At 54.9% G+C, this 22,393-nt stretch carries 21 protein-coding genes; 9 read left to right on the forward strand and 12 right to left on the reverse strand.

The window, feature by feature from the left end; all coding sequences use genetic code 11:
- The first annotated feature begins 271 nt into the window (after positions 1–271).
- Positions 272–3,049 carry an outer membrane beta-barrel family protein gene (locus tag WJU22_RS24985; RefSeq protein WP_341840895.1) on the forward strand — a complete coding sequence of 926 codons (2,778 nt, stop codon included), beginning with the start codon at positions 272–274 and terminating at the stop codon, positions 3,047–3,049.
- A 37-nt stretch (positions 3,050–3,086) separates the two neighbouring features.
- Here WJU22_RS24985 and WJU22_RS24990 read toward each other — a convergent pair whose 3' ends face one another.
- From WJU22_RS24990 to WJU22_RS25000, 3 genes are read right to left on the reverse strand one after another with little or no spacing between them, the layout of a single operon-like run.
- A complete protein-coding gene (locus tag WJU22_RS24990) occupies positions 3,087–4,415 on the reverse strand; it encodes a HAMP domain-containing sensor histidine kinase (RefSeq protein WP_341840896.1) in 1,329 nt (442 codons plus the stop codon).
- A gap of 2 nt (positions 4,416–4,417) precedes the next feature.
- Positions 4,418–5,095, reverse strand: coding sequence for a response regulator transcription factor (locus tag WJU22_RS24995; protein WP_341840897.1), 678 nt, complete (start codon positions 5,093–5,095; stop codon positions 4,418–4,420).
- 1 nt (position 5,096) lies between these two features.
- Positions 5,097–5,966: a hypothetical protein gene (locus WJU22_RS25000; protein WP_341840898.1), complete on the reverse strand. Its 870-nt coding sequence runs from the start codon at positions 5,964–5,966 to the stop codon at positions 5,097–5,099.
- A 55-nt stretch (positions 5,967–6,021) separates the two neighbouring features.
- Here WJU22_RS25000 and WJU22_RS25005 point away from each other — a divergent pair, with 55 nt between their 5' ends.
- Positions 6,022–6,375, forward strand: coding sequence for a hypothetical protein (locus tag WJU22_RS25005; protein ID WP_341840899.1), 354 nt, complete (start codon positions 6,022–6,024; stop codon positions 6,373–6,375).
- A gap of 8 nt (positions 6,376–6,383) precedes the next feature.
- Here WJU22_RS25005 and WJU22_RS25010 read toward each other — a convergent pair whose 3' ends face one another.
- The 3 genes from WJU22_RS25010 to WJU22_RS25020 form a co-directional block, all read right to left on the reverse strand.
- Positions 6,384–7,154 (reverse strand): hypothetical protein, encoded by a 771-nt coding sequence (locus WJU22_RS25010; RefSeq protein WP_341840900.1) that lies wholly within the window; start codon positions 7,152–7,154, stop codon positions 6,384–6,386.
- A 44-nt stretch (positions 7,155–7,198) separates the two neighbouring features.
- Positions 7,199–8,722 carry a DUF4955 domain-containing protein gene (locus tag WJU22_RS25015; RefSeq protein ID WP_341840901.1) on the reverse strand — a complete coding sequence of 508 codons (1,524 nt, stop codon included), beginning with the start codon at positions 8,720–8,722 and terminating at the stop codon, positions 7,199–7,201.
- A gap of 63 nt (positions 8,723–8,785) precedes the next feature.
- Complete coding sequence (locus tag WJU22_RS25020) at positions 8,786–9,295, reverse strand: DinB family protein (RefSeq protein ID WP_341840902.1); 510 nt, start codon at positions 9,293–9,295, stop codon at positions 8,786–8,788.
- Between the two features lie 86 nt (positions 9,296–9,381).
- Here WJU22_RS25020 and WJU22_RS25025 point away from each other — a divergent pair, with 86 nt between their 5' ends.
- From WJU22_RS25025 to WJU22_RS25055, 7 genes are all read left to right on the forward strand, one after another.
- Entirely contained in the window at positions 9,382–11,271 is a 1,890-nt protein-coding gene (locus tag WJU22_RS25025; RefSeq protein WP_341840903.1) for a CocE/NonD family hydrolase, read from the forward strand.
- Between the two features lie 30 nt (positions 11,272–11,301).
- A complete protein-coding gene (locus tag WJU22_RS25030; protein WP_341840904.1) occupies positions 11,302–12,009 on the forward strand; it encodes a hypothetical protein in 708 nt (235 codons plus the stop codon).
- A 35-nt stretch (positions 12,010–12,044) separates the two neighbouring features.
- Complete coding sequence (locus WJU22_RS25035) at positions 12,045–12,758, forward strand: FKBP-type peptidyl-prolyl cis-trans isomerase (RefSeq protein WP_341840905.1); 714 nt, start codon at positions 12,045–12,047, stop codon at positions 12,756–12,758.
- A gap of 95 nt (positions 12,759–12,853) precedes the next feature.
- Positions 12,854–13,603, forward strand: coding sequence for a LytTR family DNA-binding domain-containing protein (locus tag WJU22_RS25040; RefSeq protein WP_341840906.1), 750 nt, complete (start codon positions 12,854–12,856; stop codon positions 13,601–13,603).
- Positions 13,600–15,252, forward strand: coding sequence for a histidine kinase (locus WJU22_RS25045; protein WP_341840907.1), 1,653 nt, complete (start codon positions 13,600–13,602; stop codon positions 15,250–15,252). Before WJU22_RS25040 ends, WJU22_RS25045 begins: the two co-directional genes overlap by 4 nt.
- Positions 15,219–15,506, forward strand: coding sequence for a hypothetical protein (locus WJU22_RS25050; RefSeq protein WP_341840908.1), 288 nt, complete (start codon positions 15,219–15,221; stop codon positions 15,504–15,506). The genes WJU22_RS25045 and WJU22_RS25050 overlap by 34 nt, the downstream gene beginning before the upstream one ends.
- A gap of 112 nt (positions 15,507–15,618) precedes the next feature.
- Entirely contained in the window at positions 15,619–16,788 is a 1,170-nt protein-coding gene (locus tag WJU22_RS25055) for a tetratricopeptide repeat protein (RefSeq protein WP_341840909.1), read from the forward strand.
- A 3-nt stretch (positions 16,789–16,791) separates the two neighbouring features.
- Here the strand turns inward: WJU22_RS25055 and WJU22_RS25060 are convergent, their stop codons facing one another.
- The 6 genes from WJU22_RS25060 to WJU22_RS25085 all read right to left on the reverse strand — a co-directional run bounded on the left by WJU22_RS25060 (position 16,792) and on the right by WJU22_RS25085 (position 22,386).
- The gene (locus WJU22_RS25060) at positions 16,792–17,064 is read right to left on the reverse strand and encodes a hypothetical protein (RefSeq protein ID WP_341840910.1); all 273 of its coding nucleotides are present in this window, start codon (positions 17,062–17,064) and stop codon (positions 16,792–16,794) included.
- A 33-nt stretch (positions 17,065–17,097) separates the two neighbouring features.
- Complete coding sequence (locus WJU22_RS25065) at positions 17,098–17,772, reverse strand: WG repeat-containing protein (protein WP_341840911.1); 675 nt, start codon at positions 17,770–17,772, stop codon at positions 17,098–17,100.
- Between the two features lie 197 nt (positions 17,773–17,969).
- Positions 17,970–18,968 (reverse strand): chorismate synthase, encoded by a 999-nt coding sequence (locus WJU22_RS25070; RefSeq protein ID WP_341840912.1) that lies wholly within the window; start codon positions 18,966–18,968, stop codon positions 17,970–17,972.
- Between the two features lie 4 nt (positions 18,969–18,972).
- Positions 18,973–20,250, reverse strand: coding sequence for a 3-phosphoshikimate 1-carboxyvinyltransferase (gene aroA / locus WJU22_RS25075; protein ID WP_341840913.1), 1,278 nt, complete (start codon positions 20,248–20,250; stop codon positions 18,973–18,975).
- Positions 20,251–20,252: 2 nt separating this feature from the next.
- A complete protein-coding gene (gene aroB / locus WJU22_RS25080) occupies positions 20,253–21,278 on the reverse strand; it encodes a 3-dehydroquinate synthase (RefSeq protein WP_341840914.1) in 1,026 nt (341 codons plus the stop codon).
- Positions 21,279–21,300: 22 nt separating this feature from the next.
- Positions 21,301–22,386, reverse strand: coding sequence for a chorismate mutase (locus WJU22_RS25085; RefSeq protein ID WP_126247001.1), 1,086 nt, complete (start codon positions 22,384–22,386; stop codon positions 21,301–21,303).
- Positions 22,387–22,393: the final 7 nt, after the last annotated feature.

Consider the following 22,393-nt stretch of genomic DNA (forward strand, 5'->3'; position numbering starts at 1 on the left):
AATGGATACCAAAGGGTGACTACCACATGTAGTCACCCTTTTTTTATTTGGAACGAATTGCTCAGCAATAGTTGATTATCAAATACTTATTTATTACCTACCAATTCCGGCTTAACAATTTCAGCCGCTGGCGTGTGGATTTTTTCCGCTCATGCATCTTTTAACTACTATATTCGTTTATCTACGAAAGTTTCGTAATTTGCTATCTAGAAACCAATTCGCTCCGATGTACCGTAGTAATGCATTCCTGATTATCCTCTTATTGTTTTGTTTGACTGCTACCGCCCAGCAGCGGACCGAAGTCAAGGGCGCCGTGGCGGACTCCGCCAGTAACGAGTTCCTCGAAATGGCCACCGTTACCGCCCAGGACGCGAAAGACAGCAGCCTCATCACTTACACCCTTACCGACAGGAAGGGTGCTTTCCGGTTGACGGGCCTGCCCGCCGGCAAACCCGTCCGCATCCTCATCTCCTACACCGGCTACCGCACCTGGATCCGGACGGTGGGGACGGATCACGCGCCAGACCTGGGCCGCATTTCCCTCGCCCCCGCGCCGCGCGAACTGGGCGTGGTCGAAGTAGCCGGGAACCGCCCACCCATCAGTATCCGTAAAGACACCATCGAGTTCAATGCTGATGCGTTCAAGACCCGGCCCAACGCCGTTGTAGAAGAATTGCTCAAGAAATTGCCCGGTGTGGACATCGATCAGGACGGTAAGATCACCGTGAACGGCAAACCCGTGTCGCGCATCATGGTAGACGGGAAAGACTTTTTCGGCGGCGATTCCAAAATCGCACTGAAGAACCTCCCCACCCATATCATCGACAAAGTGCAGGTGTCTGACACCAAAACGAAGATCGAATCGAAAATGGGCGTCGAAAAGGACGGGGAAGACAAGACCATCAACCTCACCCTCAAGCCCGGTAAAAAGAAGGGCCTCTTCGGCCGGGTGACCGGCGGATATGGGACCGACGAGCGGTACGATGCCAGCGGTATGATCAACTTCTTCAACGGATCACGGCAGGTCAGCCTGCTCGGCTCTTCCAACAACCTGAACAAATCCGGGTTCAGCGTCAATGAGATCATGTCGGCCGCTCCCATGCGCGGCGGCGGCATGACCGTATCTTATGGCGATGGCGGCATGAATGTCAACGGCATGAGCTTCAGCGGCGGCGGCGAAGGCATCCGCACCGGCTCCATGCTGGGCGTGAATTACAACGACGAATGGTCAAAAGACCTGAAATCCAACACCAGCTATAACTTCAACAACACCAATTCAAAATTTTCCACCCTTTCCGAAAACCGGTTTAACGACGACCGCAGCGTATTTGGCAACCGCGAAGGTTACGGCCGCAACCAGGCGCACAACGTCAACCTGAACATGGAATACCAGCTGGATTCCATGACCATCCTCAGCATCGTTCCCCGGTTCTCGAACACCCGCCAGTCTTCCAACACCACCAGCGAAGAAACGACCTTCCGCGACCTCGACGATAAAGCCAACGAACGCAACGGACGGAACACTTCGCGGAGCGATCAGAATAATTTCTCGCTGGATTTCAACGCCATGCGCACGCTGAACAAAAAAGGCAGAAGCATCAGTTTCCGGTTTAACGGGAACTACGGAGAAACCACCGGCAATGCGTTCAATTATTCCGATCAGAAATTCTATGTCGATAACGTGCTCGATTCCACCAACATCCTCGACCAGCAAAGCATCACTTCCGGAAAAAGGGAAAGCCTCGATGCGGCCATCACCTACGTGGAACCCCTGTCTGACCGCTGGCGCATGAACGCTTCGTACAGCTATCGCTACAACATCAATAACTCACGCCGCGAAACGTATAATTTCGATGAAAACGAGAAAGGGTATTCGGAATTCGACAGCCTGTATTCCAACCGCTTCAACAACAAGCAGATGACCCACTCGCCCACCGTCAATTTCCAGTTCAGCAACAAGAAAAAGAACATCAACGCCACCATCGGCGGCGGCGTCCTGTTCAACACGCTGGAAAACTACTCGTTCTATGACAAACAGGCGTTCCGGCAAGAGCAGGTCAACTTCAACCCGAACACCCGCATCTCCTACACCTTCGCCGACAAAGGCCAGTTGACGTTTTCCTATAACGGCTTCAGCCAGCAGCCCAGCATCGAGCAGTTGCAGCCCGTGCCCGATAACAGCAACCCGCTGAACGTCCGCCTCGGCAACCCGGACCTGAAAACCGTGTTCTCCCAATCGTTCAACCTGAACTACAACAAGTTCAAACCGAACGGTTTCGGCATGTTCTCCTACGCCAGCTTCCGCCCGATCAATAACCAGTTCTCGACCATGACCCGCGTGAACAGCGACGGTAGCCAGGTTACACAAGCCATCAACGTGAACGGCGTGTACAACGCGAACGGTAATATCAACCTCAGCTACAACAAGGTGAAAAAGGATTACCAGTTCCGGATGAACGGCGGCGTTTTCGTCAACTATGCCAACAACGTCAACTATTCCAATATCAACAACAAACGGGGCGATACTGCCGTGCATAAAAACGTCAGTAAAAACTTCTCCATCGGCCCGAACGTGAACGCATCGTTCTCCTGGAAAGAGCTGCTGGACCTCACCATGAATTACCGCCCCAATTATAACCAGGTGACCAACGACCGTACAAACGTCAAAACGAGCAATTTTACGCAGCGTTTTACGGCGGGCGGCACGCTCTACTGGCCGAAGAATTTCTTCATCGACAACGATCTGCAATACACCTACAACTCCAACATCGCGCCGGGTTTCAAAAAAGGTGTACCGGTGTACAGCGCCGCCATCGGGTACGAATTCATGAAAAGATCCGCCAACATCAAGCTGTACGGCTACGATCTTTTCCGTCAAAACACCAACATCCGCCGCATGGTGTCGGAACTCGGCACTTTCGATACGCGGACGGCCATGGTAGACCAGTATTTCATGCTGTCGTTCACCTACAATTTCGCGAAGTTCGGTTCCAAGATCGGCAGCAACCGCCGCCGCGACGGGGCCCGCTCGATCGACATCATGTTCTAGCTTCTCCTTTCGCCATTCTGAAATATAAAGGGCCACCCTAACCGGTGGCCTTTTTCATGCCCGTTAGCGGAAACCATACAGTGAATGCAGAACCCTTACCCTCCACCGAATCCACTTCCAGGGAAATATCATGATATTTCGCAATCGTAGCTACGATAGACAAGCCTAATCCCAGCCCCTCTCCCGCCCCGAGTTTCCGGAAACGCTCGAATATGGCACTGATCGAATGTTCCGGGATCCCGATACCTGTGTCTTCCACGATAATGGCATATCGGCCATCTTTCCCCCTTACATCGCGGATGCAGATATCACCACCGGGGCGATTATAGCGTATCGCATTATTGACGAGATTATGAAAAAGTTGAAAAATCAGGTCGCGGTTCATATTAATTACCATCGCCCCTTTTACCTCCATTTTCAACTGAAGCTGCTTATCCTCCAGCCGGTGCCGCAATTCTTCCACTACTTCTTCCAGCAAATCAGCCAGCGCAAATTCTTCATCCCGCGGAAACTGATCGTTCTCGATTCGTGATATCAGCAACAAGGACTGTACGATTTTCCGGAGCCGGTGAACAGTATTCATCATTGCGACCAACCTCGCCTCCGTCTGCTCTTCCATGCCCTCTTCCAGCATCAGGTTCTCGATCTTGTGCTGCAAGATGCTTATCGGCGTCATCAGCTCATGCGATGCATTGGCGGTAAACTCCCTTTCCTTGTCGAAAGCCTCCCGCACTCTTTCCATGAGCCCGGAGATCGAACTGTCCAGATACCGGAAATCCCCGGACGTTGTTTTTACCGGTGGCACAACGTCCTTAAACGGAAACTTGCGGCCGAGTAGCTGGTTCCTGATGATGTCTCCCAACGGCCTTAACAAGACACGCGTGTAGATGAGATCCAGCAACACCGTAGTAAATAGCAGCCCGGCAAGAACATAGATGGCCATTTTCTGCAGCGGCCGGTTATACTGCCCGATAGTGGCCGCCGTTTTTCCCACTTCCAGTATGTATGGCGTGTCTTTATCGGAAAAAATGTGCGTCAGCACCCGGTAGGTAAGTGTATCGTTTTCCACCACCCGCCTGACGGTTGCTATCGTATCTCCGCCTGCCCTCAGGCCGGCGGGCTCGATCGAAATGTATTCCTCTTTCAGCATCGTGTAACTGCCGTAATCCATTTCGCCCGCCAGGTAATACTCCAGCCCGTTCTTCCCAATTACTTCCAACACCTTTTTCTTTTGCTCCCGCAGATAAAAATCATTGTACTGAAATGCGATCCTGTCTACCAGGAACGGCAGCGCCAGGACGAACAACGTCACAACGGCCAATTTAGACAACGTAATATACAGCGTAAGCTTCGTCCGTAATTCCATATTCAGATACAGATTTTATACCCGATGTTTCGGATGGTCTGTAACCAGTCGGTGGAAGCCCTTGCAGAAAGTTTCTTCCGGATATTCTTGATGTGTACATCGATATAGTTGGAATCGTATTCCTCCCCATCGTAGTTACCCCAGATATGCTCGCTCAGCTGCATCCGCGTGATGGGGCGGTTCTTGTGCAGCAACAGGTAACTCAGCACATCGATCTCCTTCTTCGACAACGGCAACGCTTTGCCTTCGAACAGCACCTGCCGGTTGCCAAGATCCACGTGGAAGTCGCCCAACGGAACCAGCATTTCCCTTAGCCCGAATTTGCGGCGCATAACAGCCTGCAGCCGAGCGTGAAGCTCCGGAAGCGAAAAAGGCTTCGGCAAATAATCATCCGCCCCGAGATCGAGCCCGCGGATGCGATCCTCGACCTGGCCGCGCGCCGACAAAATAATGCACGACAAATCCGGCAAGTCCTTTTTCGCCTCATACAAAACCGACAACCCGTCTTTGTCGGGCAAGCCGAGATCCAGCAACAGAAAATCGTAGTTGCCGGATTCCAGCTTGCGGGAAGCCTGTGCCGCCGTGTACGCGATATCACAATGGTATTTCAACTGCACCAGAAACTGTTCCATCTCCCGTGCAATCAACACCTCGTCTTCTACGATCAATACTTTCGTCATATCAGAACTGGTAATAAAAACTGCATCCAAAAAAATGGTTGGTCTTCCCCCCGCCTATCTGCGCCCGCTTGTCCAGCACCGAAACCTGGTACGCCGCCTCGATCATGTAATGTGCACGGGTGTACGATAACGGCAGGCGCAATGAGTAAGACAACATATCGAACCGGGTGTTAGCGACGTTTGAAACGGAAGTGGATCCGCCTCCGCCGGGAATTCCTGGAATCACTGGCAATGGAATACCCAAAACGCTGTCACGATATTTTTTCTCCGTTACATAGGTATCGTAAAAATGCTGGGTACCACCTGTGATCTCGATGGATGGCGTAACGGCCAGCAGGTCTTTCCCCGCGGCAAATGAACCCAGCCGCACCAGTTTTTCCGTAGAGAAAGTCACAAAAACATCCTGCTCCTTTCCGAAGTTATAATCAATCCCCAACCCAGACGTGGCCCAATAATCATATTGTACCGAAGCGCCCGCGTTATCTGGGCTGGCAGCTTGCAGCAGGGGCGAATTTTCCGGATAAAAAGCGTGACTGTAGCTGAAGTCGGCCGTCCATTTTTCCCCCAGCTTGAACGTATACCCTACGCCCAGGCTCCCTGCAGACACGATAGAGATAGTGTCATCAAGCAAGCGGTACGCCATTCCCGTAAAGTAAAATCCGCTCCGGAGCTTTAATTGCGCAACACCTGCCACATACGGCGCCCTCACTTCCGCCTTTTGCCCGTAATAACTCGCGTCGCTGACACCCGTAACTGCAAGCGTCAGCGTCAACGGCGGAGCTTTAGCACCAGCACTGTCTTGTGCGCGAACAGCAAGCGCAGAAAACCCCGTCAACCATAAAGAGATGGTTAAAATGCATAAGTTTTTCATATGGTCATGTTTCTAACCGATCACCCTGATCGTCTTCCGGATAACACCCGGCCGGATGATCCGGATCGGCTTTACCGGCATCGGTGCCGGAACAGCTATAGGTTTTATTTTTCTTCTCGATTTTGGCACTTCCTTAATGATATCCGGCAACGGCGCCGTCTTTGCCTCTGGCAACGGAACCGTTTTATTCTCCGGAACTTCTTGTTGCTTGCCCGCCGGCTTAACGGCAGGCGGTATTGTGTCTACAAGGTCAATGCCATGTACCGGCCCACTCCGGCCAAATACAGGACATATTCTTCCAATGAACACAACTACTAATAAACTTGTGGGTATAAAAACGGCTAATCTCCGCATCTCGGTAAAAATAACAGGTCTATGCCATTTTCTAAGACAACATAAACCTGTTTAAGTTTAATATCATAATATGCTAATTCGTCCGGCGGTAATATTTCGCACCTGCCCTCTTAAGGGAGTTACATTGATCTTCATTGCATTATTCACTGCACCGGCCGCCTCCAGCTTCATGGGAGCCACACCCTTTAACGAGCCATTCACAAGCGTATTGGCGTTCATTGCAGGCTTCACCGGCAATTCTCCCGCTCCTTGCAACACCTCGCCCGCTTGCGGCACCGCCAGCGCACCTTTCACCATTCCTTCCAGCGCCGCATTCGCATTCGTTGCGGTTTTTACCGCGCCGCCAACAGATGAAGCCGCCACTGAAGCCGCCTGTTGTACTTTCGCCGATCCCTCAGCAGCCGTGGCTGCCGTTGCATTTACCGATGCCCCCGCACTGCCGGCAACCTGCCGGGTAACTTCCAGCCCTTCTTTTTTGGCTGCACCCACTTCTTCCCCTACAGCCACCACGCCATCATTCATGGCATCCAACTCCCGCTTCAGTTCAACCTCCGTACTTTGGCCTACCCGCGTATCCGATTTTGCAGACGCCTTCCTATCCTGCTGTTTTGCAACCGATGCCTCCCCGGAATGCTCCACACGCGCAGACGTTCCCGCATTCCCCCCTTCTTGCCGGCACGCACATCCGCACTGGTTTGTATCGTTGCCTGCTGCTTGTTCGTAACCTGCTGCGCTGCTGCAGCCGAAGTCATGGCAATAAATGCTGCTAATAATACATTTCCTTTCGTTTTCATAATGTCGATTGTTGGTTAAAATTTGATGTTGACAATGCAAACATCGATCGACAAGATGAAAAAAAGATGAAAAATAGAAAGATGCTATTTCGATGATCGTTTCTCCGCCAACCGCAACCCGAGCTGGGCATCGAAGAGGCTTTGCGGCTCCACGCGCTTGCCGGGCGAATCGTTGCGACCTTCGTTTTTGAACTGGATTTTCCTGTCGGCCGTAAACCCGACGAAAACCGGTTGTGCGAAAGTATGATTCTTCCGCTTCTGCAAATCCCAGAAATCATACGTGAAATCCCAGGTGGAGCGATGTTCGAAATTCCAGAAAACGAGGTCGCGGCCATGATGCGGGAACCCCGGCTGCGGCCCGCCGATATTACGGAACACGCCGCCGCGCACGTTATCGAATAATGTGGCGTAGGGTTGCCCGGAATGGCTGTCGATGTTCTGGTCTACCGCCATGCGGCACCCCGTTACCACTGTATTCACGCCGGTATAACCCGTTCCGGGGCCGTGGTGGCCGGAAAGGAAGTCGCAGTTTCGGACAAGCACCCCATAGCCGGAGCGCGCGTGGATGGTGCTGTGGCCGCCTTTTCCGCCGAAATGGTTGTTTTCCAGCGTAACGCGGTAACCAGCACGGATAAAGATGCCTTCGTTCCAGTGCTCGAACGTGCAGGAGCGTACCCACGCGTCTTTCACATATTCCATCGCGATGGCGCACCAGCCGCCGTCGTGGATACTGTCTTTGTGATGGACGAATTCCTCCGGATAGCTGTTCCAGTTGCCGGTGAACCGGATATTTTCGATGCCGCATTCTTCCAGGGCTTCGTACCGTTCGAGGATGAAATCGTGGCCTTCTACCGGTTCGATGGCGATGTGGAGCGGGTTTTCGAAACGCACACGGTTGCCTTTCACTTCGGCGATGGTGTGGATTTCCTGGATGACCATGCCGCCATTGCTGCCGAAGAGGCGCGACCAGTCCTGCTTCAGCTCCTGCGGTGCGAAGTAGCGGCGGGTGAAAGTTTCACTTTTGTGGCGGAGGGTAACGTCTTGTCCTGCTTTGAGGGCGGAAGCGTCGGCCACGTTCACCCAAAATCCGCCGCGTTCCGCTTTGCCGGTGATCACGGCGAGTTTGCGGGTGTCGCGGGAAGCAGGTTCGAAGCGGAACTGCCGGCTGTTGATCCGCATTTTACTGGCGAAGATTTCCGTGCCGCCGGTTTCGCTGCCGGCTCCCCGCAGTACGATCCCCGATTTGTTGATCGTGATTTTTTTGGATTTGTCTTCGTCTGGCGCGATGAGAAATTTCCCTGCGGGGAACAATACGATCCCTCCGCCGGGGTTGGCCTCTGCGGCGCGAATGGTTGCCTGGATGGCGTCATCGTCGTACCGCTCGTCGTTCGGCTGCGCTCCGTAATCGGTGACGTTGAAGATTTTCCTGAAATTGCCGGACGGCGGCTGTTTTTCGGAGAAGTGGTACCCTGCGTAGGAGAAATCCGGCAGGGTGGCCGTTTTGCCCGTTTTCCGGGCGGCGAGGAACTCCTTCCAGAGCGGAGATTCCTGCGCATAAGTGGTTGCGCCCGCGCACAAACATGCGGCAAGGGCATAGCTAATTTTCATCGTGGACATAAAATTTGCGTAATGCTACCGATTTTTAACGGCCCGAACTGATAGAAATTTGCTTTACAGGTATCTTTCTTTCACCACTTCCATATGGTGAATGGCGTGGCCGAGGATAATGAACCCCAGGGCCCTGACGCTGATGGGATTGCCGCTGGCAACGCCCGTACGGGAAAGCTCCTCTTCGTTCAGCGCGCGGAAAAAATGGTCGGACGCATTGCGGACGAACTGGAATTCTTCCACCATATCGTTCCACTCGCGATGTTCCGTGCGCGCCACGGCGGCGAATTCGTTTTCGTCGAATCCCGGCAGGGGGTTTGCGTCTTTCCGCGCGAAATTAAGGGCACGGTAGGCGAAAACCCGCTCGGCGTCTATGATGTGCTGCAGTACTTCCTTGACGGTCCATTTGCCGGGGGCATAAGCGAATTCCCTTTTGGCGGCGGGGATTTTGTTGAGGAACACCAGCACGGATGCGGTGTGTTTGCGGAATGCGGCGGTCAGATCGTCTTCGGGCACCCTGCTTACGTAAGTCTCGTAAAACACGGCGTACTCCGGCTTCGTGGGTCTGGGCATAGATGCTAAGTTTGTGGTGGGAAGTTAGGTAAAATCCGGTCATGTAAAGCAGACACCGTATATTTAAACCCGATCAATTAAAAGACATGCTTAAACAAATCCTGGCCTTTTTTGTGGCCATGCTGGCATTTTCCGCCAGTCGCGCGCAACAGGAATCAGAACCCTCCTGGCTGCACGAAAATTACACCAAAACGGAAGTTCAGATCCCCATGCGCGACGGTACCCGGCTCTTCACCGTGGTCTATGCGCCCAAAAACGCGCCGGGCCAACATCCCATCCTCATCGAGCGCACGCCCTACAGCTGCGCGCCCTACGGCGAAGGCCTGTTCCCGAAAATGCGCGCCAGCTTCGCGCATTACCTCCGCAAAGGGTACATCATCGTAAAGCAGGATGTGCGCGGCCGGTGGATGAGCGAAGGCAAATTTGTGGACGTTCGCCCCTATAATCCCGCACCCAAAAAGAACGAAACCGACGAATCCACCGATACGTACGACACCATCGACTGGTTGGTAAAAAACGTGAAAGGCAACAACGGGAACGTGGGCGTTTCCGGGATCAGCTATCCCGGGTTTTACTCCACCATGGCCGCTTTGAGCCATCACCCCGCGCTGAAGGCCGTAAGCCCCCAGGCGCCGGTGACCGACTGGTTCCTGGGCGACGATTTCCACCACAACGGCGCTTTCATGCTCAGCGACGCCTTCGCTTTTTACAGCGGCTTCGGCAAACCGCGGCCTTATCCCACAACGGAGGGGCCAACAGGCTATCCTTATCCCACCAAAGACAACTATAAGTTCTTCCTCGAAGCCGGCACCCTGCCGCAAATCGCGCAACTGATGGGCGATAGCATCGCTTTCTGGAAAGATCTCTACGGCCATCCCGACCTCGATGCCTGGTGGAAAGCCCGCAACGTGCGCCCCCACCTTCAAAAGCTGCGCCCCGCCATGCTGGTAGTGGGCGGTACTTTCGACGCGGAAGACTGCTTTGGCGCATGGGCCACCTACAAAGCCATCGAAAAACAGAACCCAGGTATCAGCAACCGCATTGTGATGGGCCCCTGGTACCACGGGCAATGGTCTACCAACGACGGCACCTTCCTCGGCAATGTGAAATTTGGCGCAAATACCGCCGAATGGTACCAGGAAAACATCGAGCACCCGTTCTTCGACCATTATCTCCTCGGATCGCCCGAAAAAGCGATCCCGGAAGCTACCGTATTCTTTACCGGCGAAAACCAGTGGCTCCATTTCGACCAGTGGCCTGCCGCCGGCATTACCGAAAAGGCGATGTACCTGCAGCCGGGCGGCGGGCTGTCGTTCAGCAAACCCGCGTCGGGCAAGGAATCCAGCCGTTATACGAGCGATCCTTCCAAACCGGTGCCCTACGTTCCGGAAATCCATCATACCCGTACCATCAGCTATATGACGGACGATCAGCGATTTGCGGCCCGCCGGCCGGATGTGCTGGTGTTCCAGACCGGCGTGCTGACCGAAGACATGACGCTTGCCGGCCCGGTGGTGGCGGAGCTGCTGGCCAGCATCAGCACTACGGATGCCGATTTCGTCGTAAAGGTGATCGATGTGTTCCCGGATGATTTCAGTTACGGGGGGCCGGATGCCCCAACCGCTCACGGGCGTTACGTTTCAGCGACTTACCCCATGGGCGGGTACCAGATGCTGGTGCGCGGCGAAGTGATGCGCGGCAAATTCCGGGAGAGCTTCGAAAAACCCGTGCCTTTCGTGCCCGGGAAAGTGACGCCGGTGAAATTTACGCTCCCCGATGTGGCGCATACCTTCCAGAAAGGCCACCGGCTCATGATCCAGGTGCAAAGCAGCTGGTTCCCGCTGGTAGACCGGAATCCGCAGACTTTTACGGATATTTACAAAGCCGGGCCGGAAGCGTTCGTGCCGTCAGACATCCAGATCTGGCATAGCGCCGCCAACGCTTCGCGGATTTTGCTGCCCGTTCTTTCGAAGTGATCCATCCACCACGTTAAAAAATACGCAACCATGAAAACACTGTTCACCGTATTTCTGTCTGTCCTGCTCACCGCGGGCTACGCGCAATCGGGCACCAACGGCGCCTGGATCTACCAACCAGACGCGCCCACCGATACCATGGCGGTATTGCTGATCGAAGACGGTTATTTTTCCGTGACGCATTTCACGCCCCAAACGTTCATCGGCACTTTCGGCGGCGCTACCAAAGTGGATAATGGCAAGATGATCAGCACGTTCGAGTTTTCGAGCACGGATAAGGGAATGGTGGGAAATCCCAACGAAGTGACGTTCCAGCACAACGGCGACGATCTATCCGTGACCCTGCCCGACCAAACCACGGTACTCCGCTGGAAAAGGGCGCCAAACTCAACACCGAACGGACTTACCGGCACCTGGCGCATTACCGGAAGGGTGACCGAAGGGAAAATGTCGGAAATGAAGCCCGGTCCGCGTAAAACCTTCAAAATGCTTACGGGCGGAAGATTTCAGTGGATCGCGATGAATACCGAGACCGGGGAATTCTTCGGTACCGGCGGCGGCACTTACACGTTCGAAAACGGTAAATACACAGAAAACATCGAATTCTTTTCGCGGGACAATAACCGGGTGGGCAAACAGGTGCAGTTCGACGCGAAAGTGGAAGACGGAAAGTGGCACCACAGCGGCAAAAGCACCGCCGGCGACCCGATGTACGAAATCTGGAGCCGGATCAAATAATTGGTTATATTGCGCTACAAATTTTATGTATCTGTATGATTTCCAGAAAAAGCCTGTTTATCTGTTTGCTGGGCGTTTTGACCGTCCAGGCCGCCTATAGCCAAAAAAGGAAGAAGAAAGGCCCCGAAGTGCCGCCCCCTCCCGCCCTCGTTACCACGCTCGATTCCGTGTCGTACACCATCGGGAACGATATGGGCGAAATGCTGAAAAAGCAGGGACTGGATACGCTGAACCTCCAGCTTTTCTTCAAAGCCATCGAAGATATCTACAAGGGCGATTCTGCCATGATCACCACTGAAAAAGGGATGAGCGTTGTCAGCAATTACCTGCAGCAGATCAAGCTGGAAAAAGCCACTAAGAATAAAGCCGCCGGCGAACAATTCCTGGCCGCCAACAAAACGAAGGAAGGCGTGAACACCACGCCCAGCGGCCTGCAATACCAGGTGCTGGTGAACGGGACGGGCCCCAAACCTTCGCTGCAGGACAAAGTGAAAGTGCATTATACCGGCAAGCTGATCGATGGTACTATTTTCGATAGTTCCGAACAGCGCGGCGAGCCCATCGTACTGCCGCTGACGGGCGTGATCAAGGGATGGACGGAAGCCCTCCAGCTGATGCCCGTTGGTTCCAAATGGAAGCTCTTCATCCCGGCAGACCTGGCCTATGGCGAACGTCAGGCCGGTGCCAAGATCCAGCCCAACAGCACGCTCGTGTTCGACGTGCAGTTGATCGAAATCGTGAAAGAATAGATCTCGCATATCAATGCATAAAACTGGCCGGTACCCTGTTCCGGTCAGTTTTTTTTATGAAGACATCCGCAGCACCTTTCTACCATCACCTACTTATGCGACGTTTCAAAACCATTATCGTTGAAGACGAACCTTCGCCTCGCAAGGAACTGGAATGGCTCGTTGAACGAACGCCCCAACTGGAGCACGCCGGAACGGCAGACAGCGTTGAAGCCGCACGGGAACTCATTATCGCACGACAACCCGACCTTCTCCTGCTCGACATCCAGCTGAAAGACGGCACTGCCTTCGATCTGTTGCACCACTTCCCCAACCCAGCTTTCCGCATCATTTTCATCACCGCATTCGGCCACCACGCCATCCGCGCCATCCGTTTCGGGGCGCTCGACTATCTGCTCAAACCCCTTTGCCATGAAGAATTCTCGCAGGCCGCAGAACGGCTGCAGGAACAGGAATTGGCGTACCAACAGCGGCTGGAGCTGGCCCGCGAAATGGCGCTGCCGGGCAAGCCCGCAGACCCCGACGACCGGATCTGCATCCCTTCGGTAGACAGCCTTCATATGATCCGCCTCGGCGATATCGTGCACCTGGCGGGCGACGGCGCCTACACGAGCATTACCCTGCATCCCGGCAAAAAAATTACGGCTTCCCGCCCCCTCAAGCACTACGAATCGCTACTGCCGCCAGAGCAGTTCATCCGGCCGCACCAATCGTGGATCGTGAACCGCAGCCGCATCGCGAAATACCTGAAAAGCGGATTCCTCGTGATGGACGACCAATCCGAAATTCCCGTGGCCACCCGCAAGCGCGACCTCATCATTCAACTCCTGAGCACTTACCGATGATTTCCAGACGGCTCCCTGTATGGGGAATATGCTTCCTGGCCGCCTGCAGGCCGCCGGCCACACCTCCTGACGTCACTGCTTTCGATCAGCTGGAAAAAACGGCGGACAGTCTGCAAACGGCAAGCCCCCAAATCCAGGAGCACAGCTGGCGACAAACGTTGCAGACCGCAACGGCCAGACACGATACCACCGCTATCGTTTACGCCCGGTACCAGCTCGCCAAGGCCGTCGCCAGAACGATTCCCGATAGCGCGGAATACCATATCGGCGAAGCGCTACGGCAACTGGGGCCCGATGAAGCGAACGATATACTGCGCTTCATGCTGTACAATGGTGCGGGCATTGTGGCAGAACAGCAGCGCAAATACCACCAGGCGGCATGGTGCTACAATGCTTCCGCCGCGATCATCCTCAACGGGCAAGCTCCCGGCACCAGGCCCCTGGCGAAAGTCATTTGCCTGCTGAACGCGGGCCAATACAATACGAAGCAGGGCCAGCATCCACGGGCCATCCGGCAAATGAGGGAAGCGCTGGCCATCCTCCATCAAATGCCCGAGCCCAGTACCCGCCACCTTTTCCGCGCGCAATCGCAGTTGTTTGCCGCCATGGCGGAAGATGGAACGCCGGTGGATTCGTTGCGCCACGTATTGCAAAACATCCGCAACATCGCACAGCAAACCGGCGACACCCTGCAGCTGCGGTTTTCGGAAGATCACGCCGGGCTTTTCCATACCCTCGCGTTTCAGTTCGACAGCGCCATCGTGCATTACGGGCGTGTCCGCGGCTTCGACGAAGCCGCCCTGGCGGCGCATCAGCCCAGCGCGCCGCGGAACCTGTACACAACCCTGGCTAACCTCGTTTCGCTGGAATCCCGCGCAGGCAGGCTATCGGCAGCCCGCCAATTGACGCAGCGGATGAAAGAAATTGAGCGGTCTTTCAGTGAAATGTTGGCGGACGACGAAAGGGCCATAGGCCTCAAAGCCTTGTCAGACCTTCAATTCGCCGAAAAAGACGTACAGGCTGCGCAGGCAACGACAACGGAATTGCTGCAGCTGAAAGACCAAATTTCCCGCAACGCCGGCGTGCAGTCTGCCGCCGAGCTCGACGCGCTCTACGAATTACAGGCCAAAGACCGCACCATCCGTCAAATGGACCTTCAGGCCGCCGAAACCGGCGAAACGCTCGCCATGCAGCGGTTGCTGCTGCTGGTTGCAGTGCTCGGCGGTGTGCTGGCGGTTTCCTGGCTGGTGATGGCTTATTATTTCCAGCGGCAGAAGCGCATGCGGGAGGAACAGGCGGGGGTGTTGCTGCAACAGCAGCTGCTGCGGGCACAAATGGAGCCGCATTTTATTTTCAATACGCTTGGTGCCTTGCAACGGTTCATCCGGTTCAACGAACAGGAGCCCGCCATCCGGTACCTGGGTCATTTCAGCCGGTTGCTACGCAGCAACCTGGAACTGAGCCGGCAAAGCTATGCGCCGCTGACGGAGGAAATCGAGGCGCTTGAAAATTATCTCGCGCTGCAGCAAATGCGCTTCGAACAGGCGTTTCGTTATGAGATCGTTTGCCCCGACGCCGAGGGCGCTTTCATCCCCCCATGCTCATCCAGCCGTTCGTGGAAAACTCGATCCTGCATGGGATCAGGTTGATGGGCGAGCAGGGGATGGTACGGATAACGGTGGAAGTGAATGAGAAATGCGCGGTGGTGTGGATTGAGGATAACGGTGCAGGAATGAAAGGAAGAGCCGAAGAGAAGGAGCACCCTTCGCTGTCGGGGACCATTGCCCGGGAACGCCTGGCCATGCTGGCCCGCGAAGAAGGGATAGCTGCGGGCGTGGAGATACTCGACGGAAGCCCCGGCACCATCGTGCGCCTCGTATTACCGGTCAGGAACGGTAGCTGAAACGGATATAAAACAGCGCGCAGCGAATGACAGGAAAACCCTTTCAAATCGCAAACCCGCTCCCGCCGTTTGATCATATTGCCGCAAATTCGCCGGGCATATACCTGATCTTATGGATATAAAAATCATCCTGATTTTAATTGGTCTCGCCATCGCCTCCGGCCCCGTAACCGGACAAACCCTTGCACCGAAAGGGGGTGAACGGACCGAAGTGAATTACGTCCGCGGCGTGCGCGCCCTGGCTGCCGGCGATGTTGAAATCCTCGAACTGGGGCACCATCCGCAGCTGTGTACGCTCTTCGTGGCCGGGAATCCAGATCATCTGCAAATCCAGCGCGTGCTGAAAAACGGCAACGAAAATGGCGGCTATTCCTGCAACCGGCTTTTCTCCATCACTTTCAACCCCAATGGCCAACTGGCATCCATGCGCCCCCTCACTGATGCCGAAAACGAAAAGTACAGCGATCTCCAGCCCATTATGGCCCTGGCGGTCGCTGCTCCTTCGGCCGATGAACCAACGCTGTCTGGCCAATACAAAAAAGCACAAACCCTGTACGACGAAGGAAAATCCGATGCTGCCATCACGCTCCTCAACAACATCATATCCCGCAACACCCAAAACCCCGACTACCACTTCCTCAAAGCCAAATGCCTGGCTAAAAAGGGACTACACGCGCAAGCGCTCCGCGAAGCCGCTTTCGCCTTGAAGATGGATCCCCAAAACCCCGAAATGCTCCATTTCTCCGCGGTGAGCGCATATTTCCTGAAAGACTACCCCAAGGCCGCCGAATACTTCGAAAAAGCGATCCAGCATGATTATGTATACAGTGCGCTCCCCTTCCACAATTACGTTCGGATGCTCATCGAGATCCCCCGCCCCGATCGCGCCATCGAAATTTACAACGTCTGGAAACACAGGGTAGATTTACTGTGGGGCGCGCAAGGTTACCAGGACCAATACACGGAAGACCTCGATTTTTACGCTGCGCAAGCCTTCGAGCTGGACCATCAATTCGGGACCGCCCTCTTCATGTATGAGGAGCTCCTCGTCATAGATCCCCTGTTCTTCGGTTACCACGCCCAACGCGCCCGGGTGCTCATGAAAAAAGGAGAAGGCATCGAAGCGCTGCAATCATTCCACGAAGCGCTTCGCCTCGCCCCGAAAGAAGAGAAAGACGCCCTTTGCGGAGAAGCCGCGCAAGCTTATGCCGACTATTTCCGCAACAAGCCCGCCAACGAAACGCTGGCCTTCCCCTGCGCCCCAAAGCCCCGTGCACATTGAGGATCACCCCATCATCTTCAAGACCAGCATCCATGAAAATCCGGACAAAAAACCACCCGCGAGCAGGTATACTACCTGTCCGCGGGTTTTGTTCATCAGCATCACCAGAACATACAATACCGACCAGATCCCGACGGCGGCGGCTACATATAGCTTGGTGAGGTCGTAACTCCCTCCGCTCCCGGAAATACCTTCCCGTAGCCAGTATACATATACCAGCAGGAAGGCAGGAATGACCAGGGAAGCGATTTTCAGAAATGTTGATGTATTCTTCATCCGACAGGCGATTTAAAAGTGGACAATTGTGTGCTATTTTTTCTTGACAGTTCCATTCGCATACACCAGATAATCTTCCCCATCGGCCTGCTGTAACGTAACCACGCCATTCACGAAACGGTCTGTATAGGTAAAAACCGGTGGATGGATCCTTTCGTTTTTCAGGTTCACGATCCCCCAGCGCTGCGGTTCCTTCATCACCGCCACCATTCCTTCCCCGACAGATTTTACATCGGCATATTCCAGCGGGATCACCACTTTCCCCTGCAGATCGATCAAACCATACTTATCGTTCATCCCGATCCGGATCAGGCTGTCTTCCACATCCATGGCGATATAGTCGTATACCGGCGGCACCACTTCCTGGCCGTATTCGTTCACCAAACCGTGCTTGTCCCCTATCCCTACGTTATTGAGACCGTACGCAAAACCCAGGCTGATCTGGTGGTACCGGATGGGCACCACGATCTCGCCTTTGCGGTTGATAAGGCCAACAACCGCCGTATCGCCCGGGATGGAAACCGTGGCGTACGGGCTTTCGGGGCTTGAAAACGGATCAGGTGAATATCGCGTATCGTCCGCGACCCAGATGTTGTTGACGGAATCCAGGTGACCGGCGAGCTTCTCCAGCTTTGGGCGGAGCGTATCTGCTTTGCTTTCCTGCCGGGAAGACGGCTGTTTCGGCTGGCATCCTGATGCCAAAGCCATACATATGATCACTAAAATGTTGATGTGCATCTAAAGATTTTTGGTTAAACATAAGCCAAGGTTTCGCCTTTGGCGTGCACCGATTTATATCCGCCGGCGGCCTGGCCGGATTGGCCGCCCGGAAATCTAAATCCGCGGAAAAGCAAAAGCCCGGCAGTCTGGCCGGGCTTTGTATCCAATAACCGATTGTTTCGATGTTACGCTCCAAACACCCTGGGCCTGCGTTGCTCCAGCAGCATGAAATCCGCCAGCACCATGGCTGTTACGGCTTCCAGCACCACGGGCACACGCAGCGCGATGCAGAGATCGTGACGCCCCTTCACCGAGAAAGTTTCTACTTCTCCCGTCGTGATGTTGAGCGTTTGCTGCTCTTTCGGGGTGGAAGAGGTAGGTTTCACCGCGATGCGGAACACCAGCTGGTTGCCGTTGGTGATCCCTCCCACCACGCCACCGGCGTGATTGGTAGCGGTTTTGCCTTCCATATCGATGATGGGGTCGTTATGTTCGAGGCCTTTCATTTTCGCCGCGGCGAAACCTGCGCCGAACTCGATGCCCTTCACCGCCGGGATGGCGAACACGGCATGCGCCAGGTTGGATTCGAGGGAATCGAAAAACGGTTCTCCCAACCCGATCGGCAACCCGTCTACCCTGCACTCCACGATGCCGCCCACCGAATCTTTGGCTTTGATGGCTTCCTCCAATCCCTGCTCAGGATCGGCGATGCCGCCTACTTCGGTGATCTCGGCTCTCACGGAGATGCTGTCTCCCAATATCTTCTTCGCGATCACGCCTGCCGCCACGAGGTTGAGCGTCAACCGGCCGCTGAAGTGCCCGCCGCCACGGTAATCCTCGAATCCGCCGAATTTCTTCGCCGCTACGAAATCTGCGTGGCCGGGCCGCGGAAACTCCCGCAGCTTGGCATAATCCGCGCTCCGGGTATTATTGTTTTCGAAAAGGATCGTAATGGGCGCGCCGGTTGTACGGTCGTTGAACACGCCCGATTTCAGGAACGGCAAATCGTCTTCCTTCCGGGGCGTGGTGCCGCGCGCACCGCCTTTGCGGCGCTCCAGGTCGGCCAGAAAATCGTCCTGGCGCAGGGAGATGCCCGCAGGAACGCCGTCGATGTTAACGCCGACGCTTTCCCCGTGCGATTCTCCGAATACATTCACCCTGAATAATCTGCCGAAGCTGTTCATGTTGTCAGTGTTTTACGGTTTCCCCTTCCGTTACTACGGTCACACCCAGCTGTTGCAGGTGGTCGTAGAATTCGGGGTAAGATTTATTGATGGCTTCCGCGTTGTCGATCACAACGGGCCCGTCGGCCGTAAGCGCCGCTACGGCGCAGGCCATGGCGATCCGGTGGTCGTTGTGCGAGCTCACCCGCGCCCCCTTGATGCCGGTCCCGCCATGCACATGCATGAGGTCGCCGTCGAGGTCGATACGGATGCCCATTTTGCCGAACTCCTGCTGCAACGTAAGCCCACGGTCGCTTTCCTTATGCGCCAGGCGGCTCACGCCTTTGATCACGGTAGTTCCCTGGCAATTGGCGGCCAGGGCCACCAGCGGAGGAAACAGGTCCGGACAGTCGGTCGCGTCAATTTCAAAAGGTTTCAATCCGTCCTTGCCGACGATGATGGTGAACATGCCCGGCAGGATGTCGGCGCCCGCTTTCTCGAGGGCTTCCATGATCGCCTTGTCCGACTGTGCAGACTGTGTATTGAGATGGTGCACTTCCGCCTTTCCGGCCACGGCGGCGGCTACGAGGAGGAAAGCCGCACCGCTCCAGTCGCCTTCTACGGTGTATTCGCCGGCGCGGTAGGTTTGTTTGCTTTCGAAATGGAATTTTTCGAAGTTCTCGTTTCTCACCTTCACCCCAAAATGCGCCATCAGCTGGAGCGTCAGGGCGATGTAGGGCTTACTTTTCAGGTTATCTACGGTGATGGTGGCTTTTTCGGCCACGCTGCCGAAGGCCATGAGGAGGCCGGTGAGGAACTGCGAGGAAAGGGAACCGTCGATGGTAATGTCTTTCGCTTGCAGCGGTCCGAGGATTTCGAGGGGCAGTTTGCCTTCGTTGCTTTTGATCTGCACGCCCAGTTGCGGGAGCACTTCCTCGAAGAAGTGCATGGGCCGCGTAGTGAGGCTGCCATGGCCGCTGATGGTGATGTTGCGGTCGGCGAGGGCTGCGATGGGCGTGAACATCCGTATGCCGAGGCCCGATTCGCCGCAGTTGATCTCGTCGTAGAAGGGCGCCACGCCACGGCTGGTGATGTGGATCTCTTCGTCTACGCGTTTCACCATGGCACCGAGGTTTTCGGCCACTTCCAGGGCGGCGAGGCAATCGTTGCTGAGGCCCGGGTTGCGGATCACCGTTTTCCCGTTGGCCAGGAGCGCCGCCGCCACCGCGCGCTGCATGGCGCTTTTGGACGGATTGGCAGTTACGTTGCCGCTGATGTTACCGGGTTGTATCGTTGCTATCATGGCTATATTTCTTGTAAGATCTGTTTCAGCTCGTCGAGCAGGATCGGCTTGGTAATGGCCTCGCCGATCCTGTTCAGGAGCACGAAATGAATATGGTCTTTTTCACGCTTCTTGTCCAGCCTGAAAATATTGAACACCGCTTCCTTGTCGGAAGTCATGGTCACCGGCAGCCGGTAATCATTGATCAAACGGATAAGGCGGTTGGTTTGTTCGGGCGGCAGCTGGTTGTATTTTTCGGAGATCTTAGCGGCTGCTACCATCCCGATGGCCACTGCTTTTCCGTGTGCGATGCTCTCGATCTTTTCTACGGCATGGCCAAGCGTATGCCCGAAGTTCAGCCAGCGGCGTACACCGCTTTCGAACTCGTCTTCCAATACGAATTTTGTCTTGATCTCCACAGACCGCTGTACGAGGAATTGCAAAACTTCCACATCCTGCGCCAAAGCCTTGTCTTTATTGACTTCCAGGTAGGTGAACAGTTCTTCGTCGTAGATGCATGCGTATTTGATGATCTCGGCGAAACCGTTGCACCACTCCCCTTCCGGCATGGTGGAAGGCAGTGAATAGTCGAACAGGATGAAAGACGGCTGGCGGATGGTGCCCAGCATGTTTTTATGCATGCCGTGGCTCACGCCGTTTTTTCCGCCGATGGATGCGTCTACCTGTGCAAGCAAGGTAGTGGGAACGAAAGCGAACGGAATGCCCCGCATGTAAATGCTCGCGGCAAACCCGGTGACGTCTGTCAACATCCCGCCACCGATGCCGATCAGCATCGTTTTGCGGTCTGCCTCCAGCTCAATCAGCCCGTCAATGATCTGCTCCATCACCTCCATGTTCTTGTGCTCTTCCCCGTCGGGCACTACCAGCTTCTTCCAGCCGGTAAAAAGATGCCCGTAATGTTGGTCCACGTTTTCGTCTACCAGCAATACCGACCGTGATTTGTCGGCGTATTCGCCCAGGTTGGCGAGACTTCCGCCGAGGTAATAATCGCAGCTCGATTGCTGGAAACGGTGAGATTGTTTAATCATATTCGTACCGGAAAATATTGGCTTAGTCGTTCATCACTTTGTTCTGACGGTTGATGGATTCCAGGTGAACTGCATCGAAATACTTCAGGATGAATTCTTTGCTGAGGCCCAGTTTCTCGCCTGCGCGGATGGCGCGGTCGAGGATCTCGTTCCAGCGGTTGGTCTGAAGGATGGTGATGTTGTTTTCCTTTTTGTATTGACCGATTTTCTCGGCGATTTTCATGCGGTTGCCCAGCAGCAGCAGGATTTCGTCGTCGATACCGTTGATCTGGTTGCGGAGTTTTTCCAGCGCGGTGTTGAATTCCTTGTTTTCGGAACGCTCGTGCTTCCAGGTGATGTTGTCGAGCATTTCACCGAATTTCTCGGGCGTGATCTGCTGTTTCGCATCGCTCCAGGCGTTATCGGGATCTACGTGCGTTTCGAGCATGAGACCGTCGTAATCCAGGTCGATGGCTTCCTGTGCCACGGCCTGCAGGATGTCGCGGCGGCCGCTGATATGGCTCGGGTCGCAGATCATCGGCAATTCGGGGTGGCGGCGTTTCAGTTCGATCGCCAGGTGCCACATGGGCGCGTTGCGGTATTCGGTATTGCCGTAGCTGGAGAAGCCGCGGTGAATGAGGCCCACTTTCTTGATACCGGCCTTCTGGATACGCTCAACAGCGCCGATCCAAAGCTCCAGGTCGGGATTGATGGGGTTTTTGATAAGCACGGGAACGTCAACACCTTTCAGCGCATCGGCTACGTCCTGTACGGAAAACGGGTTTACCGTTGTACGGGCGCCGATCCAGAGGATGTCTACACCGAAATGCAGCGCATCTTCCACCTGCTTGGCGGTAGCCACTTCCACGGTCAAAGGCATGCCGGTCAGTTCACGGGCTTTTTGCAGCCAGGGCAGGCCTTTTGTGCCAATACCCTCGAAAGAACCGGGGCGGGTACGGGGCTTCCAGATGCCGGCGCGCAGCACGTCCACCTTGCCGGTTTTGGCCAGCGCCAGCGCGGTCGCCAGCACCTGTTCTTCCGTTTCGGCCGAGCAGGGGCCGGAGATGATCAGCGGCTTCTTGTCAGACGCCGGATCTGCGAATTTCGTTTTTGCTAAGATCTGTTCCATTTGTTAT

This window comes from Chitinophaga caseinilytica (genome assembly GCF_038396765.1).
GTDB classification, from domain to species: Bacteria; Bacteroidota; Bacteroidia; order Chitinophagales; family Chitinophagaceae; genus Chitinophaga; species Chitinophaga caseinilytica.